Here is a 15,501-nt window from a genome sequence, read left to right as displayed (position 1 = left end):
ACAGCCTGGCATGGCAATGCTGGCAGGTTACATTGCGGTTGCTGCCGACAATCAGGCTAAAAAAACTGGCTGATTCAGTTCCGCATTTCGAGCACTTCACGATAAAAATCCTTTTGAATGTTCCTGGTGTGGTTTGTGGCCATCTTGGCCGGGTTGTCAGCGCCTCAGCAGGTGCGGCCTGAAGCGCTCCACCCACATGGCGGTGGCGCCGCAGACGGCGACGGGCATGACGATGAGGTTCAAGATCGGCACCATGGCCAGCACTGTGGCCAGCATGCCGAAGCTGAAGCTGGGGCCGCGCTGGTACTTGAGGGCCAGCTTCATGTCCTCGAAGGGGATCTTGTGGTTGTCGAAGGGGTAGTCCAGGTACTGGATGGCCATCATCCAGGCCGTGAACAGGAACCAGAGCACGGCCCCCAGGGTCTGGCCGACCACGGGGACGAGGAACAGCAGCAGGAAGCCGATGGCCCTCGGCAGGTAGTACTTGAACTTGGCCCATTCCCGGCCGAAGAGGCGCGGCATGTCCTTGGCCAAGTCCAGCAGGCCGCTGTTGGGCAGCGGCTCGCCGGTCAGCAGCAGTTCCACCCGCTCGGCCAGCAGGCCGTTGAAGGGGGCCGCTATCCAGTTGGCGATGGCGCTGAAAACGTAGGAAAAGGCTACCAACACCAAAATGACGGCCAGGGGCCAGAACAGGTATTCCAGCCAGGCGAGCCAGCTGGGCAGCCAGTCCATAACCTTGTTGACGATATCCTGCATCTGGTACAGCAACCAGCTGAAGGCGCCGGCGAACAGCACCAGATTGACCATCAGGGGGATGAAGACGAAGCGCCTCAGGCCTTTCGTCTGGATAAGGGAAAAACCGCGCATCAGGTACTGGGCGCCAGATACCGGGTTGGCCAAGGCAGACCTCCTTTGCATAGCCGTTGCATTCATTGAGCCAGGCAGTATAAAAAGACCAAAAGGCGGCTGCCTAGCCCGGATTTGTTACACAATCTGTGTTAGATTGCCAGCTCAAGCCGATGCCACCACCATAACGAGAGCGCCACCCCGGGATGCGCCTTAAAAGTATCAAACTGGCTGGATTCAAATCCTTTGTGGACCCCACGACTGTGCCTTTCCCCAAGGCCATGACAGCCGTGGTGGGGCCCAATGGTTGTGGCAAATCCAATATCATCGACGCCGTGCGCTGGGTGCTGGGTGAATCCAGCGCCAAGAACCTGCGCGGCGACGCCATGACGGACGTCATCTTCAACGGCTCCTCGGGCCGCAAGCCCGTCTCCCAGGCCAGCGTCGAACTGGTGTTCGACAACCATGACGGCACCGCCACGGGCCCCGTGGCCCAGTACGCCGAAATTGCCGTCAAGCGCCTGGTGACCCGGGACGGCCAGTCCCAGTATTTCCTCAACGGCAGCCGCTGCCGGCGCCGCGACATCACCGACATCTTCCTCGGTACGGGCCTGGGCCCCCGCTCCTACGCCATCATCGAGCAGGGCATGATCTCCCGGCTCATCGAGTCGCGGCCCCAGGAACTGCGGGTCTTCATCGAAGAGGCGGCCGGCATCTCCAAGTACAAGGAGCGGCGCAAGGAAACCGAGAACCGCATCCGCCATACCCGCGACAACCTCGAGCGCCTCACCGACGTGCGCGAAGAGCTGGGCCAGCAGCTCGACAAGCTGCGCCGCCAGGCCGACGCCGCCAGGCGCTACCGCGACTACAAGGCCCAGGAGCGCACCAACAAGGGCCAGTTGGCGGCCCTGCGCTACCGCCGCTACCAGGACGCCATCACCCAGCTCATGGGTGAGATCCGCCATTTCGAAACCGAGCTGGAGCGCTTCATCGCCCAGAGCCGAGGCGACGAGAAGGCCATGGTGGCCCTCAAAGAGGCCCAGCATGACGCCAAGGCCAAGGTGGAGTCGGCCCAGGGCCGTTACTACCGCCTCGGCTCCGAGATAGCCCGCGCCGAGCAGAACCTGCTGCACGCCAAGGGCCGCCGCGGCCAGCTCGAGGAGCAAGTCTCCAAGCTGCGCCAGCGCATGGAGCTGGCCCGCCAGACCCTGGCCGAGGACGAGCAGCGCCTGGAAGAGGCCGACGAAGAGCTGGCCATGCTGGCCCCCGAATTCGAAGAACGCCGCGAGCAGCTTGCCGAGGCGCGCCTGGAACGCGAGGCCCTGGAAGGGCGCCACCGCGCCCAGCAGCAGGCCCTGGCGGCCCGGCTGCAGCGCCAGGGGCAGATGCAGACCCGCCTCTCGGTGCTGGCCACCCGCATCGACAACCTCGGTGCCAACATCCAGCGCGACAGCGAACGGCTGGCGGCCATGGCCGGCCAGGACGACGAAGCCCTCTTCGAGGCTCGCGAGCGCCTGGCCGAGCAGCAAGAGCTGGCCTTGGAAGCGGCCGAGGCCTGGGAAGCGGCGAGGCTTCAAAGCCAGGCCGGCCGGGAGCGCCTGACCGGTGCCAAAGACGAGCTCAAGGCCCGGCTCGAGGCCCAGCGCCAGGCCGAGCGGGGCCTGGACGGCCAGCTGAGCCGCATCCAGCAGCTGCGCGCCCTGGTGGCGGCCAGCCGCCAGGAGGCGGTGCCGGGGCTAGACGCCTTGCCGTCATTGCTGTCCCGGCTCCAGGTACAGGCTCCCTGGCACCAGGCCGTGGAGCAGGTGCTGGGGGCCTGGCTGCAGGCCGCCGTCGGTGACGACAGCCCCTTCGTGGAACTGACCCAGGCCGCCCTCTTGCTGCGCCCCGGCCAGCACCAGCCGAAGCCCGGCAGCCTCGGGGCCCAGGTGCAGAGCCCGGTGCCGCTGCCCTGGCTCGACAAGGTCCGCACCGCCCCTGACCGCGCCGCTGCCCTGGCCTTGCGCGCCGAGCTGGCGGCCGACGAATCGGTTGTCTGCGCCGACGGCTTCTGGCTGGGCCCGGCCTTCCTGGCCACGGCCCCGGGCCAGGGCCAGGGGCTTAGCCTGGTGGCCGACCTCGAGGCCCTGGAAGCGGGCCTGCCTGCCCTGGAAGAAGCCCTGGCCGGCGCCGAAGCCGGCCTTGAGGGCGCCGAAGCGGCCGTCCAGGCCGGGGAAGTGGAGCTTGAAACGCTGCTGCTGGCAGAGCAGGGCGCCCAGCAGGGCAACCAGGAGGCCCGCCAGCAGCTCGCCATCTTGCAGGCCCGCCTCGGCGACCTCGAGGCCCAGGCCAGGGCCCGCCAGGCCGAGAAAGCCCTGCTCACCGAGGCCCTGGAGGCCCAGCGCCTGGAGCGCCAGGAGCTGATGGAAGAGCGGCTGATGCTCGAAGAAGAAGCCGAGCAGGGCCAGGACGGCGACGACGCCCACCCTGATCTGGAGCCCGAACTTGCAGAGGCCAGGGCCCTGGAGGAACAGCTGCGCGGTGAAAGCCAGCAGCTGCAGATCCGCCTCGAGACCCTCAAGTCCCGGCGCCAGGGCCTGCTGGAATCGAGCCAGCGGGCGGCGGCCCAGGTGGAGGAAGTCACTGAGCAGATGGAGGCGCTGCGCGAAGAACAGCAGCTCCTCGAAGAGCCGGGCTGCGAGCAGCAGGAGCAGCTGGCCCTGTGGCTGGCCGAACACCGGGAGGTGGAAGAGCTCCTTGGCCGCCTCAACGGCGAGCTGGCCGAACTGGACGAGCGGCTGGTGCTGCTGGAAGACGGCCAGGCCGCCGCCTTTACCAAGGTCCAGGCCCTGCAAGGGGAGATAGACAGGCGCAAGGTCGAGATAGAGGGCAACAAGGTCAGGGCCGACGGCGCCCGTGAACAACTGGATGAGCTGGAGCAGGATCTCGACCAGGTGCTGGCCAGCCTCGGTGACCAGGACGAAGAGACCCTGGCCAAGGAAATCGACAGGCTGGTCAATGCCGTGGCCCGCCTCGGCGCCATCAACCTGGCAGCCATCGAGGAATTCGAGCAGCAGGCCGAGCGCAAACAGTATCTGGACGCCCAGCACGACGACCTCAATGAGGCCCTGGAGACCCTGGAAAACGCCATCCGCAAGATTGACCGGGAGACCCGCGCCAAGTTCAAGGACACCTTCGAGGTGGTCAACGCCGACTTGCAGCGGCTCTTCCCCAAAGTATTCGGCGGCGGCAGCGCCTACCTGGAGCTGACCGGCGACGATCTGCTGGATACCGGCGTCACCATCATGGCCAGGCCCCCGGGTAAACGAAACGCCACTATCCACCTCCTCTCCGGTGGTGAAAAGGCGCTGACCGCCTTATCATTGGTGTTCGCCATTTTCCGGCTCAATCCGGCACCTTTTTGTATGCTGGACGAGGTGGACGCACCGTTGGACGATGCCAATGTCGAGCGTTATTGCCGCCTGGTCAGGGAAATGTCAGATAGCGTCCAGTTTATTTACATCAGTCACAACAAGGTGGCCATGGAGATGGCGGACCAACTCACGGGTGTCACCATGCATGAACCCGGGGTGTCGCGCATCGTCGCCGTGGACATTGAAGAAGCCGTCGCATTGGCGGAAGCAGGCTAAAAAAACGAGACAGGAAGCCTAGATGGATATCGCACTACTGGTTTTAGGGATAGTGGTCATAGTCGGCATTTTCGCCCATGGCCTTAGGACCATTCGCCGCCAGGGCCAGGCCAAGATGAAGACCAAGGCCATCAAGCCCATGCCCAAGGTCAAGGACGATAAGGGCTTTGACGACGACGGCATCGGCGAGGTGCGGGTGGTGGCCCGCAAGCGCCAGGAGCCCAAGATGGAGCAGATGGACCTGAACCTGGCCGAGTCTGCACAAGCCGCCCCTGCAGCAGCTCCCGCTGCGGCTGCCGTGGCCGAGGAAGTCCCGGCACAAGCTGCCGAACCCGAGCTGCCGAGCCTGCAGGCGGTGGCCGAAGACATCGAACCCGAGCCGGCCCCCCAGCAAGAGGCCCCCGCGCCCCAGCAGGTGCTGGTGCTGCACGTGGTGGCCAGGGAAGAAGAGCCCGTCGAAGGGGCCGAGCTGCTGCCGCTGCTGCTGACCCTGGGCCTGAAATTCGGTGAGATGGACATCTTCCACCGCCACCTGGAGCCCTCCGGCCGCGGCCCTGTGCTGTTCAGCCTGGCCAACATGGTCAACCCCGGCACCTTCGATTTGGACAACATGGAGCAGTTCAGCACCAAGGGCCTGGCCCTGTTCATGACCCTGCCCAACGAGGGTGACGCCATGAAGGCCTTCGCCATGATGCTCTCCGCCGCCCAGAAGCTGGCCGAAGAATTCGGCTGCCAGGTGCTGGACGGCGATCGCAACCTGGTTACCCAGCAGACGGTGCAGCACTACCAGGGGCAAATTCGGGAATTCACGCGGCGCCAGTTGCTGGCGGCCGGCGGCCATTGATTGCAAGGCCCGGCAGTGCCGGGCCTTTTTCTTTTCAGCATGAGAACCATGAGCGACATCCAGAACCAGCTAGAGCAGCTTCGCCGCCAAATCGACGAGCACAACTACCGCTACTACGTGGAGGATGCTCCCAGCATCCCCGACGCCGAATACGACCGCCTGCTCCGTGAGCTGCAGGCCCTCGAAGAGGCCCACCCGGATCTGGTCACCCCCGAGTCCCCCACCCAGCGGGTCGGGGCCAGGCCGGCCAGCGCCTTCGGCGAGGTGGCCCACGAGGTGCCCATGCTTTCCTTGGGCAACGCCATGACCCCGGACGAGTTCCAGGCCTTTGCCGAGCGGGTGGAAAAGGGCCTGGGCCGGGCCGCCGCCTGGTGCTGCGAGCCCAAGCTGGACGGCCTGGCGGTGAGCCTCCTCTATGAAAACGGCGTCCTGGTGCGGGGCGCCACCCGCGGCGACGGCAGCACCGGCGAGGACATCACCCAGAACGTGCGCACGGTGCGGGCCATACCCTTGAAGCTGCGGGGCGACTTCCCGGCCCGCCTGGAAGTGCGGGGCGAAGTCTTCATGTCCAAATCCGGTTTCGAGGCCATGAACCAGAAGGCGTTGGAAACAGGCGACAAGCTGTTCGCGAACCCCCGCAACGCCGCCGCCGGCTCCCTGCGCCAGCTCGACTCGCGCATTACCGCCAAGCGGCCCCTGGCTTTCTACGCCTATGGCCTGGGGGTGGTGGAAGGGGCCGCGCTGCCGGCCAGCCAGTTTGGCCGCCTGCAGTGGCTCAAAACCCTGGGCCTGCCGGTTTCCCAGGAGGTGCAGCAGCGCACCAGCCTGGCAGAGGTCGAGGCCTACCATGCCCAGCTGCTGGCCAAGCGCAACGATCTCGATTTCGACATCGACGGCGCCGTCATCAAGGTGGACGCCGTCGCCGACCAGGACGAACTGGGCTTCGTCTCCCGGGCGCCGCGCTGGGCCATCGCCTGGAAATACCCGGCCCAGGAAGAACTCACCGTCCTCGAAGACGTGGAGTTCCAGGTGGGCCGCACCGGCGCCATCACCCCGGTCGCCAAGCTCAAACCCGTGTTCGTCGGCGGCGTCACCGTGTCCAACGCCACCCTGCACAACGCCGACGAGATAGCGCGCCTCGGGGTCAAGATTGGTGACACCGTCATCATCCGCCGCGCCGGCGACGTCATACCCCAGGTGGTGTCGGTGGTGGAAGAGCGCCGCCCCTTGGATGCCCGCGACATCCAGTTCCCGGCCCGCTGCCCCGTCTGCGGCGCCCATGTGGAGCGGGAAACCTTGAAGACCCACCTCAAGACCCGCGTCATAGAGCGCGAAGGCACCGCCTACCGCTGCTCAGGCCGCCTGACCTGCTCGGCCCAGCTCAAGCAGGCCCTTATCCATTTCGCCTCCCGCAAGGCCCTGGACATCGAGGGCCTCGGGGACGTGGTGGTGGAAAAACTGGTGGACGCCGGCCTGGTGGCAAGCCCCGTGGATATCTTCACCCTGAGCCGCGAGGCCATCCTGGGGCTGGAAGGCTTCGCCGAGCTGTCCACCGACAAGCTGCGCGCCGCCATATTGCGTAGCAAGGCCACCCCCTTCGCCCGGGTGCTCTACGGCCTCGGCATCCCCGAAGTGGGGGAGGAGACCGCCAAGCTGGTGGCCGCCAAGATGGGCAATGTCGACAACATCCGCCTGGCGCCCCTGGAACTCTTGACCAGCATCCCGGACGTGGGCCGGGAAGTGGCCTTCCACATCAGCGAGTTCTTCGTTGAAGCCAACAACTGGCGGGTGGTGGACGGGCTGCGCAGCCAGGGCCTTAATTTTGGCGAGCCGGATGCCAAGGTGGCCCTGGCGCCCCTGAGCTTTGCCGACTTCATCAACAAGCTGGATATCGTCGGCGTGGGCCCGGGGGCGGCGGAAAAGGCCGCCGCCCGATTCGAAAGCCTGGAGCAGCTCATCAAAACGGCCGAGGACGAGCAGGATCTCTTCAACGCCCTGGGGGGCACCAAGGCCGCGGCCAAGGGCCTCTTCAGCTTCTTTGCCGACGCCGCCAACCGCGACCACGCCCTGGAGATAGAGCGGCGCCTGCTGGCGCTCGAGGTGCACTGGACCTCTGAGAGGGAACTGGTGGAGGAGGGCGGCCTGCCCCTGTCCGGCCAGACCTTTGTCATCACCGGCACCCTGTCGGTGCTGTCCCGTGATGAGGCCAAGGCGCACTTGGAAGCCCTGGGGGCCAAGGTGGCGGGCTCGGTGTCCAAGAACACAGACGTGCTGGTGGCCGGCGAGAAGGCCGGCTCCAAGCTGGCCAAGGCCGAAAGCCTGGGGGTCGCTGTCTGGGACGACAACGCCTTGATGGCCTTCCTGCGCGAACAGGGGGTGACCGATGCTCAATAAATGGCTGGTCCGCTTCCTGACCCTCTTGCTGCTGGTGCTCTTCTACGAGCAATTCCTGGTGCTGGCCATCACCCTGGTCGGCTGGCTGCTGACCAAGATGCCGCTGGACTGGTTCTGGGATAACCAGGGCCAGCCCTTCAGCCTGCTGCTGGTGGCACTGTTGCTGCAGCCGGTGGGGGCCCTGTTCGGCTACCTGGTGGTGCGTTTCGAGAAGCAGATGCCGCTGTTCATGGCGCTGCTGGTGGCCATACCCAGGCCCGTGCTCTTCCTCTGGCCGGACTGGGCCGCCCAGCACAGTTTGCTCGGCTACCTGCTGGAGCCGGCGGTGGAGCTGGTGACCCTGCCGCTCTGGACCTGGCTCTGGCTGCGCTGGAAAAGGCATAAGGACGCCTTCAAGGCCTGAAGAAAGCCGCCCCAGGGGCGGCTTTCTTATTGGCTGGTGCTGCCGGACTTGGTTAACCCTTGACCAGGCTGATTGCCGGCGGCTAACCCATCAGACCAGCGGCAAAGGCCGCCGAATGGGGCGCCGCGACCATCTGGTACAAATTCAGGGAGGTGAGGGGATTGCCCAGAGCCACCGGCATTTGCTAATTTCGGGGTAGATCCCTTTTCGAGACCAATACCTTGCCCGTACTGCCGCAGTTTCGCCAAGCCCATCTGGAGGATGCCCCCGCCATCGCTGACCTCCTGGTGCGGGCCTGGCAGCAGAGTTATCGGCAATTCCTGCCGGCCAGCTTCCTGGAGAAGCTGAATGTGGCAGGGCGTATCGGCCTGGTGGAAAGCCTGCTGCGCCAGCCCCAGAGCCAGACCTGGCTGGTGGAAGACGACGGCCGCCTGCTGGGCTTCGTCAACACGGGCCGCTCCCGTGACCCCGACGTGTCACGCCGCACCACGGCGGAACTGCGGGCCCTCTACCTGGACCCGGAACTGGTGGGCGGCGGCCTCGGCAGCCAGCTGCTGGACAAGGCATTGCCGCCGCTACGTGAACAGGGCTTCGTGTCCTTGAACCTCTGGGTGCTGGAGAACAACCAGGCCGGGATCCGCTTCTGGCTCAAACACGGTTTCAAGGAGGACGGCTGCCACCGCATCGATGAACGCGACGGCACCGAGCTCAAGCAGATCCGTCTGCACCGCCTGCTGAACAAGGCCATCTAAGGCTCCTGGCAGGTAAAAAAGAAGGCGGCCCAGAGGCCGCCTTTTCTTATCCCGCCAGCTGCGCCACCGTCACCAGCAGCGCCACCCCCAGCATCAGGGCACCTTCGAGGTGCCTTTTTTGCTGGTGGCTGAGCAGGGCCGGCAGCACCAGGGCAACCATGGCCAGGGCCAGGGCGGCAAAGCCCAGGGCGCTGATGAAGGCGCCGGGGAAGTAGAGGGCGATGGCGAGCGGTGGGATGAAGGTCAGCAGCGCCGTCTGGCCGCGGCCGGCCAGGGTGAAGCGGCGGTTAAAGAGGGCCGCCAGGAAGTCGAACATGCCCACGGCGACCCCTAGGAAGGAGGTGGCCAGGGCCAGGTCGGCAAAGAGGTGGATGCACTGGCTGAGCCAGCCGCCCTGGCCGCCGGTGAGGGCGGACACCAGCTTTTCCAGGGCGCCGTCGGTCTGGACCAGGGCCTGCTGGTCCAGGCTGCCCAGCACCACCAGTTGCCAAATCAGGTAGAGGGCCAGGGGCAGCAGGGTGCCGCCGGCGATGGCCTGGCGCAGGGCCTTGCGGTCCTTCTCCAGGTAATTGACCAGGGTCGGGATGGAGCCGTGGTAGCCGAAGGCGGTGTAGATGATGGGCAGGGACGCCAGAGGCAGGGCGCTGTCACCCTGGAGATTATGGAGGCTGATGCCGGGCAGCAGCCCGGCCACCACCAGGGTCAGCGCCACCATCTTGAGGCTGAACAGCAGCCGGTTGCTGATGTCCACCACCCGCACCGACAGCGTCACCAGGGCCGCCACCGCCAGGCTGGCCAGCAGCGCCGCCGCCCCCTGGCTGATACCGGTGCTGGCCGCCAGCAGGCTGGCACTGCCGGACACATAGGCGGCCATCAGCGAGTAGTAGAGAAAGCCCATGCTGATGGCGACAACCAGCCTGCCCAGGGGGCCGAAGGCGCTCCGGCCGAGGGCGTCCAGGGAAGCGGGGCCGTCGAGGGCGATGCAGTGGTCCACCATCATCCAGGCGGCCTTGACGGCCAAGAGGGCGAAGACGATAAGGAGGGCCGTGCTGAGGCCGAAGCCCAGTTTGGCGGTGGCGAGCGGTAGGGCGAGCATGCCGGCGCCAATGGTGGTACCGGCCACGATAAGGGCTGAGCCCAGGGTCTTGTTCATCCGATCCTCGACTGCTGGATCGGGAGGGGCTTGGCCTTCCCGCCAGTCTTTACTGCTGCTGACGGCGCCTCGGCTTGTGATGCTGTTGTTAATTTGCCGGGCTTCGTTGTTAGAATGGGGCTCAACTTAAAAGACCCAAAGAGCGGGGTCAAGCATGGCCGACAGTCCCGTTATCAATATCCAGAAGCTGACCTACCGCAGCCACAGCCACGGCGATCAGTATTTCGCCAGGGTGGCTTCGGTGGCCGGTGCCATCGGCGCCAAGGAGCTGGGCTACCGGGTGGTGCGGGTTCAGCCCGGCAAGAAGGCCTGGCCCCGCCATGCCCATCTCAACAACGAAGAGATGTTCTTCATCCTCGAAGGCACCGGCACCCTGCTGATGGGGGAGGACAGCCACCCCTTGCAGGCCGGGGACTTCGTGGCCTGCCCGGCCGGGCCCGACCAGGCCCACCAGATAGTGAACAGCGGCAGCCGTGAGCTGGTCTACCTGGCGGTATCCACCATGAAGGAGCCGGACGTGATGCTCTACCCCGACTCCAACAAATACGGCGTCATCGCAGGCTCAGCCCCGGGCGGTGACAGCCAGGACAGGACCTTCGCCATCTTCGGCCGCCAAGGCCAGGGCCTCAACTATTGGGACGGAGAATGAAAAAACTGCTGCTCTGCCTTTGCTTCCTGGCCGCGCCGGCCATGGCCCGCTTCGACGAGCTGGGCCCCGCCTTGGACAGGCTGAGGACCGCTACCCTGAATGGCGACTACAAGACCTTGGTGGCCCTGACCCACCCCAAGGCCATCCATGCCCAGGGCGGTGAGGACGCGGCCCTGGTCAATGCCCAGAAGGCATTGCTGGAGCTGACCCGCAGCGGCATGAAGCAGACCGACTACCGCCTCGACAAGCCCACGCAGTTCTACCCCGCCGGGGACGACTGGCTGACCTTCGTGCTGACCCACAGCCGCTATGAGAACGCCAGCCAGATCATCGAAGAGGACAGCTACCTCATCGCAGTGCGGCCCAAGGCGTCGCCGGACTGGCATTTCATCGACGGCGCCGGGGTGGATTTCCCCCAGCAGATCTACGATTACTTCCCTGGCCTGCAACCGGGCATCGCCATCCCGGAAAAACACAGTAAAATCCGACTCATCACTCCCTGGACCCCCAAGAAGAAACAATGAAAGTTGCAACCTGGCAAGGAGAATGGCGGACCCACAAGCTGGAAGTGCAGCTGCTGCCGAGGCTGATGCTCGGCGAAGTCAGGCTGCTGGTGGACGGCGAGGAGCGGGACAGATCCCTGCTGTTCCGCACCCTCAAGCTGCACCGGCTCTGTGCCTTGGCGGTGCCGGAAGGGCGCCTTGGCCTTATCGAGGTGACAGTCCAGGACGGCCAGCTGGCGGTGGCGGTGGATGGCGAGGCCCTGACCGAAGCTCCCCTAGCCGAGGACGAACAGCCTGCCCAACTGGCCTTGCAGAACGGCCTTTTCTGCGGCTTTGGCTTCTTCGCCATGGCGGCGCTCTTCATGCTGCTGTTCAACGTCATAGCCCAGGGCTTCCCGCCCAGGGTGCTGCCGTCCCCCATGCCGCCCCTGGTCCTGGCGGTGGTGATGGGCCTTTACTACTTCATCGATACCCGTAAACGCCTGGATTTTCGCGCCACCCTGAAAGGCCGCTAGCCTTGGCGGGCGGGGGCCGCATATACTGCGGCCAATCCGTCGTCAGTCACCGGTATCCATGACCCAGAAAGCCCCCGTCGTCCATAAGACCCGTACCTCCTACGTGCTGGACAGCCTGCGCGACCGCATCCTCTCCGGCGAACTCAAGGCCGGCGAGCCGCTACGCCAGAACCTGCTGGCCGAGAGCCTCAACGTCAGCCGTATCCCGGTGCGCGAGGCCCTGATGCAGCTGGAGGCCGAAGGCCTTATCGACTTCGAGGCCCACAAGGGTGCCAGGGTCACGCCTTTGTCGGTAGAGCAGGCCGAAGAGCTGTTCGATATCCGCCTGCTGCTCGAACCCGACCTCCTGACCCGCTCCATCCCCAACCTCACGGCCCTGGATCTGCACCATTCCCAGGGCTACCTGCTGCAGATGGATGCCGCCCTCAAGCAGGGTTCCATCCAGGATTGGGCCGGCCTCAACCGCCAGTTCCACCTGAGCCTCTACGCCGGCGCCAACAGGCCCCGCACCCTGGAGCTGGTACAGACCCTTAATACTCACGCCGACCGCTACGTGCGGCTGCATCTGCTGCTGGACGGCGGCGTGCAGCGCGCCGAAGGGGAGCACGAGGCGCTGCTGGCCTGCTGCCGCGACAAGCGTATCGATGAAGCCGTGGAACGGCTCAAGGCCCATATCTGTGACGCCAAGCAGGACGTGCTCAACATGATCCTGGCCGGGCGTCATGCCTAAGCTGGAATTTCATCCCAGCCAACTGGACGCCAAGGGCCTGCTGTCGATGCCGCGGCCGCTCTGGGTGCTGCTCTGGTGGCTGATGCGTTACCCCATCATCTGGCTCGGCTCCCTGATGGGCGGCCAGGCCGGCGGCCGTTTCCTGGAGCAACTGATGCCGGATTTTGAAAAGGCCTGGCCCTGGCTGCTGCCGGCGCTACCGGCGCTGCTCTGTCTCTGGCTCAACGGCCACCGCCAGGTGGACGGCTCCGACAAGCTCTGGTGGTGCTGGCGCCAGCAGGGCTGGCTGCTCAAGCTGACGTTGGTCGGCGACCTCGGCCTTATCGTCGCCGCCATCATCAAGACCCACGGCCGTTACGATCCCTGGCTGGCCATCCAATTGGCGGTGACCAGCTGGGGCCTCGTCTACCTCTTGAGTTCCAAGTACCTGCCGCTGCTGTGGCGCGACAGGCCCCGTTTCTGATGCTCTCCAGCCAGCTGCACATGATTGGCCACTTCTTGGTGCCATTGCTGGTGGCGCTCGCCTGCTGGCGGCCCCAGTGGCGCAAGGCCACCCTGGTGATGTGGGCCACCATGGCGGTGGATCTGGACCACCTGCTGGCCAGGCCCGTCTTCGACCCGCTGCGCTGCTCCATCGGTTTCCACCCGTTGCACCAGTCCTGGGCCATAGGCCTCTACGCCCTGCTGGCGCTCTTGCCCCGGACCCGTTGGGTCGGGGTGGGGCTGCTCATCCACATGGCCCTGGACGGCCTGGACTGCCTGAAGCTGGTTTAGGGACGCTCTGTTTCGTGCCGCTGCGGCCTTCTGGTGTTATGGTGGTCACAGCCTCCATGCCAAGGAATGAAGCATGAAACTCTCGCTCTTCAGCCGCTACGCCTTCTTCGTCGGCTGTATCCTCGTCACCCTGATCTGCCTGCCGCTCCTGGATCACCACCCCTGGCTCTGGTCCTTGACCATCCTCACCGGCCTCTTGAGCCTGTTGGGGGTCTACGACCTTATCCAGAGCCGCCACTCCATACGCCGCAACTACCCGGTGCTGGGCAATATCCGTTACCTGGTGGAGTTCGTGCGCCCCGAGCTGCGCCAGTACCTGCTGGAAGGGGACGACGACAAGCTGCCTTTCTCTAGGGCCCAGCGTTCCCTGGTCTATGCCCGCGCCAAGGATCAGAACTCCGCCAAACCCTTCGGCACCCTCATCGACGTCTACGAGCCGGGTTTCGAGTTCATCAACCACTCCATGTGCCCCAAGGCAGTGCAGGAGCACCAGGGCTTCAGGGTGAAGATAGGGGGGCCCCAGTGCAGCCAGCCTTATTCGGCCTCCATCTTCAATATCTCCGCCATGAGCTTCGGGGCCCTGTCCGCCAACGCCATCCGGGCCCTGAACAAGGGCGCCAAGCTGGGCGGCTTTGCCCACGACACGGGGGAGGGCAGCATCAGCCCCTACCACCGGGAATTCGGCGGCGACCTCATCTGGGAGCTGGGCTCGGGCTATTTCGGCTGCCGGACCCCGGACGGCCATTTCGACCCGGTACGCTTTGCCGAGCAGGCCAAGGATCCCCAGGTCAAGATGATAGAGATCAAGCTCAGCCAAGGGGCCAAGCCAGGCCACGGCGGCATCCTGCCCGCCCACAAGGTCACGGCCGAAATCGCCGAGACCCGGGGCGTGCCCAGGGGCCAGGACTGCATATCGCCGTCCAGCCACAGCGCCTTTTCCACCCCGCTGGAACTGCTGGCCTTTATCCAGCAGCTGCGTGAGCTCAGTGGCGGCAAGCCGGTGGGCTTCAAGCTTTGCCTGGGCCACCCCTGGGAGTTCATGGGCATCGCCAAGGCCATGCTGGAGAGCGGCATAGTGCCCGACTTCATTGTCGTCGACGGCAAGGAAGGGGGCACTGGGGCGGCGCCCCTGGAATTCTCCAACCATATCGGCGTGCCGCTGCGTGAAGGGCTGTTGTTCGTCCACAACACCCTGGTGGGGCTCAATCTTCGCGACAAAATAAAGATCGGCGCCAGCGGCAAGATAGTCTCGGCTTTCGATATCGCCAGCGTCCTGGCCATAGGCGCCGACTGGGCCAACTCGGCCAGGGGCTTCATGTTCGCCGTCGGCTGTGTCCAGTCCCAGTCCTGCCACACCAACAAGTGCCCGACCGGTGTCGCCACCCAGGACAAGCTGCGCCAGCGTGCCCTGGTGGTGCCGGAAAAGGCCGAGCGGGTGCGCAATTTCCACCACAACACCCTCCATACCCTGGCCGAGATGATGGCCGCCGCCGGCCTGGACCACCCGGACCAGCTGGAGGGCAAGCACCTGGTGCGCCGCACCAGCAGCACCGAAGTCAGGCTCTTCTCGCAGATCCACGTCTTCTTGAAGCCCGGCGAGCTGCTCCAAGAGCGCATTGAGGGAGATTTCTACGCCAGGGTCTGGCACATGGCCCGCAGCGACAGCTTCGAGCCGGCCAGCGTCGAGCTGGAAAGCCTGGCCCGCAGCAGCCGCAGCCTGGATAGCGAGCCGGTGATGAGTTAGGCCTTGCCGGGGGCGCCGGCTATGGTCAAAATAGCGCCCCCATAACGAGAGGAGCTGTCCATGGCCACCGCCAGTGCCTACCACATCCTGGTCAAGACCCGCGAAGAAGCCGAGAAGCTGTTGGCGCAGCTCAAGAAGGGCGCCGACTTCAACAAGCTGGCCAAGCAGCACTCCCTCTGCCCCTCCAAACGCCGCGGCGGCGACCTGGGGGAGTTTCGCAAGGGCGACATGGTCAAGGCTTTCGACGACGTGGTGTTCAAGAAGCCGCTGTTCGAGGTCCAGGGCCCGGTCAAGACCAAGTTCGGCTGGCATCTGATCAAGACCGTCTACCGCTCTACCGATATCAAGTAAAGACGCCGTCCGCCCAGGTCTTGCCAATAGGGCAGGGCACTGAGGTATCGAGGCTCCACCTAGGTAGACAGAAAAGGCCGCTTTATAGCGGCCTTTTTGAAATGGTGGGTGATGCCGGGTTCGAACCAGTGACGCCCGGTTCTTGTAAGAAGCGGGAGGTGCCACACCTTCCGGCTCGTATTCTGGATAAAGAAAAAGGCCGCTTTGCAGCGGC

General features: G+C 65.1%; 15 protein-coding genes. 13 read left to right on the top strand and 2 right to left on the bottom strand.

All coding sequences use genetic code 11. The features are described from left to right. Positions 1-156: 156 nt before the first annotated feature. The gene (cysZ, locus tag PVT67_RS11440) at positions 157-918 is read right to left on the bottom strand and encodes a sulfate transporter CysZ (RefSeq protein WP_301493747.1); all 762 of its coding nucleotides are present in this window, start codon (positions 916-918) and stop codon (positions 157-159) included. 176 nt (positions 919-1,094) lie between these two features. Here cysZ and smc point away from each other — a divergent pair, with 176 nt between their 5' ends. The 5 genes from smc (at position 1,095) to PVT67_RS11415 (ending at position 8,868) form a co-directional block, all read left to right on the top strand. Beyond that, positions 1,095-4,475, top strand: coding sequence for a chromosome segregation protein SMC (smc, locus tag PVT67_RS11435; RefSeq protein ID WP_336407734.1), 3,381 nt, complete (start codon positions 1,095-1,097; stop codon positions 4,473-4,475). Positions 4,476-4,497: 22 nt separating this feature from the next. Next, positions 4,498-5,319, top strand: coding sequence for a cell division protein ZipA (gene zipA, locus PVT67_RS11430; RefSeq protein ID WP_301493745.1), 822 nt, complete (start codon positions 4,498-4,500; stop codon positions 5,317-5,319). A 48-nt stretch (positions 5,320-5,367) separates the two neighbouring features. Then, a complete protein-coding gene (gene ligA / locus PVT67_RS11425) occupies positions 5,368-7,713 on the top strand; it encodes an NAD-dependent DNA ligase LigA (RefSeq protein ID WP_301499688.1) in 2,346 nt (781 codons plus the stop codon). Next, positions 7,703-8,116, top strand: coding sequence for a hypothetical protein (locus PVT67_RS11420; protein WP_301493744.1), 414 nt, complete (start codon positions 7,703-7,705; stop codon positions 8,114-8,116). The genes ligA and PVT67_RS11420 overlap by 11 nt, the downstream gene beginning before the upstream one ends. A 221-nt stretch (positions 8,117-8,337) precedes the next feature. Beyond that, the gene (locus tag PVT67_RS11415; RefSeq protein ID WP_301493743.1) at positions 8,338-8,868 is read left to right on the top strand and encodes a GNAT family N-acetyltransferase; all 531 of its coding nucleotides are present in this window, start codon (positions 8,338-8,340) and stop codon (positions 8,866-8,868) included. 46 nt (positions 8,869-8,914) lie between these two features. Here PVT67_RS11415 and PVT67_RS11410 read toward each other — a convergent pair whose 3' ends face one another. Next, positions 8,915-10,021 (bottom strand): aromatic amino acid transport family protein, encoded by a 1,107-nt coding sequence (locus PVT67_RS11410; protein ID WP_301493742.1) that lies wholly within the window; start codon positions 10,019-10,021, stop codon positions 8,915-8,917. A gap of 154 nt (positions 10,022-10,175) precedes the next feature. Here PVT67_RS11410 and PVT67_RS11405 point away from each other — a divergent pair, with 154 nt between their 5' ends. The 8 genes from PVT67_RS11405 to PVT67_RS11370 all read left to right on the top strand — a co-directional run bounded on the left by PVT67_RS11405 (position 10,176) and on the right by PVT67_RS11370 (position 15,287). Continuing rightward, entirely contained in the window at positions 10,176-10,670 is a 495-nt protein-coding gene (locus PVT67_RS11405) for a cupin domain-containing protein (protein ID WP_301493741.1), read from the top strand. Next, positions 10,667-11,194: a hypothetical protein gene (locus PVT67_RS11400; protein ID WP_301493740.1), complete on the top strand. Its 528-nt coding sequence runs from the start codon at positions 10,667-10,669 to the stop codon at positions 11,192-11,194. The genes PVT67_RS11405 and PVT67_RS11400 overlap by 4 nt, the downstream gene beginning before the upstream one ends. After that, the gene (locus PVT67_RS11395; RefSeq protein WP_301493739.1) at positions 11,191-11,688 is read left to right on the top strand and encodes a hypothetical protein; all 498 of its coding nucleotides are present in this window, start codon (positions 11,191-11,193) and stop codon (positions 11,686-11,688) included. Before PVT67_RS11400 ends, PVT67_RS11395 begins: the two co-directional genes overlap by 4 nt. Positions 11,689-11,746: 58 nt before the next feature. Then, entirely contained in the window at positions 11,747-12,418 is a 672-nt protein-coding gene (locus PVT67_RS11390; RefSeq protein WP_301493738.1) for a GntR family transcriptional regulator, read from the top strand. Beyond that, positions 12,411-12,881, top strand: coding sequence for a DUF2919 family protein (locus PVT67_RS11385; protein ID WP_301493737.1), 471 nt, complete (start codon positions 12,411-12,413; stop codon positions 12,879-12,881). Before PVT67_RS11390 ends, PVT67_RS11385 begins: the two co-directional genes overlap by 8 nt. Then, positions 12,881-13,192 (top strand): DUF6122 family protein, encoded by a 312-nt coding sequence (locus PVT67_RS11380; RefSeq protein ID WP_301493736.1) that lies wholly within the window; start codon positions 12,881-12,883, stop codon positions 13,190-13,192. Before PVT67_RS11385 ends, PVT67_RS11380 begins: the two co-directional genes overlap by 1 nt. A 73-nt stretch (positions 13,193-13,265) precedes the next feature. Further along, a complete protein-coding gene (locus PVT67_RS11375) occupies positions 13,266-14,936 on the top strand; it encodes an FMN-binding glutamate synthase family protein (protein ID WP_301493735.1) in 1,671 nt (556 codons plus the stop codon). A gap of 60 nt (positions 14,937-14,996) precedes the next feature. Then, positions 14,997-15,287, top strand: coding sequence for a peptidylprolyl isomerase (locus tag PVT67_RS11370; RefSeq protein WP_301493734.1), 291 nt, complete (start codon positions 14,997-14,999; stop codon positions 15,285-15,287). Positions 15,288-15,501 lie beyond the last annotated feature (214 nt).

The organism is Gallaecimonas kandeliae (assembly GCF_030450055.1).
Classification (GTDB): Bacteria; Pseudomonadota; Gammaproteobacteria; order Enterobacterales; family Gallaecimonadaceae; genus Gallaecimonas; species Gallaecimonas kandeliae.
The sequence above is the reverse complement of the archived record's forward strand: the minus strand, read 5'-3'. Positions and strand labels throughout refer to the sequence as shown.

Coding starts and splice junctions, on each gene's coding strand:
- PVT67_RS11395 (WP_301493739.1), top strand. CDS start 11,191: ATGAAAGTTGCAACCTGGCAAGGAGAATGGCGGACCCACAAGCTGGAA.
- PVT67_RS11380 (WP_301493736.1), top strand. CDS start 12,881: ATGCTCTCCAGCCAGCTGCACATGATTGGCCACTTCTTGGTGCCATTG.
- PVT67_RS11390 (WP_301493738.1), top strand. CDS start 11,747: ATGACCCAGAAAGCCCCCGTCGTCCATAAGACCCGTACCTCCTACGTG.
- zipA (WP_301493745.1), top strand. CDS start 4,498: ATGGATATCGCACTACTGGTTTTAGGGATAGTGGTCATAGTCGGCATT.
- PVT67_RS11420 (WP_301493744.1), top strand. CDS start 7,703: ATGCTCAATAAATGGCTGGTCCGCTTCCTGACCCTCTTGCTGCTGGTG.
- PVT67_RS11405 (WP_301493741.1), top strand. CDS start 10,176: ATGGCCGACAGTCCCGTTATCAATATCCAGAAGCTGACCTACCGCAGC.
- cysZ (WP_301493747.1), bottom strand. CDS start 918: ATGCAAAGGAGGTCTGCCTTGGCCAACCCGGTATCTGGCGCCCAGTAC.
- ligA (WP_301499688.1), top strand. CDS start 5,368: ATGAGCGACATCCAGAACCAGCTAGAGCAGCTTCGCCGCCAAATCGAC.
- PVT67_RS11385 (WP_301493737.1), top strand. CDS start 12,411: ATGCCTAAGCTGGAATTTCATCCCAGCCAACTGGACGCCAAGGGCCTG.
- PVT67_RS11400 (WP_301493740.1), top strand. CDS start 10,667: ATGAAAAAACTGCTGCTCTGCCTTTGCTTCCTGGCCGCGCCGGCCATG.
- PVT67_RS11410 (WP_301493742.1), bottom strand. CDS start 10,021: ATGAACAAGACCCTGGGCTCAGCCCTTATCGTGGCCGGTACCACCATT.
- PVT67_RS11375 (WP_301493735.1), top strand. CDS start 13,266: ATGAAACTCTCGCTCTTCAGCCGCTACGCCTTCTTCGTCGGCTGTATC.
- PVT67_RS11370 (WP_301493734.1), top strand. CDS start 14,997: ATGGCCACCGCCAGTGCCTACCACATCCTGGTCAAGACCCGCGAAGAA.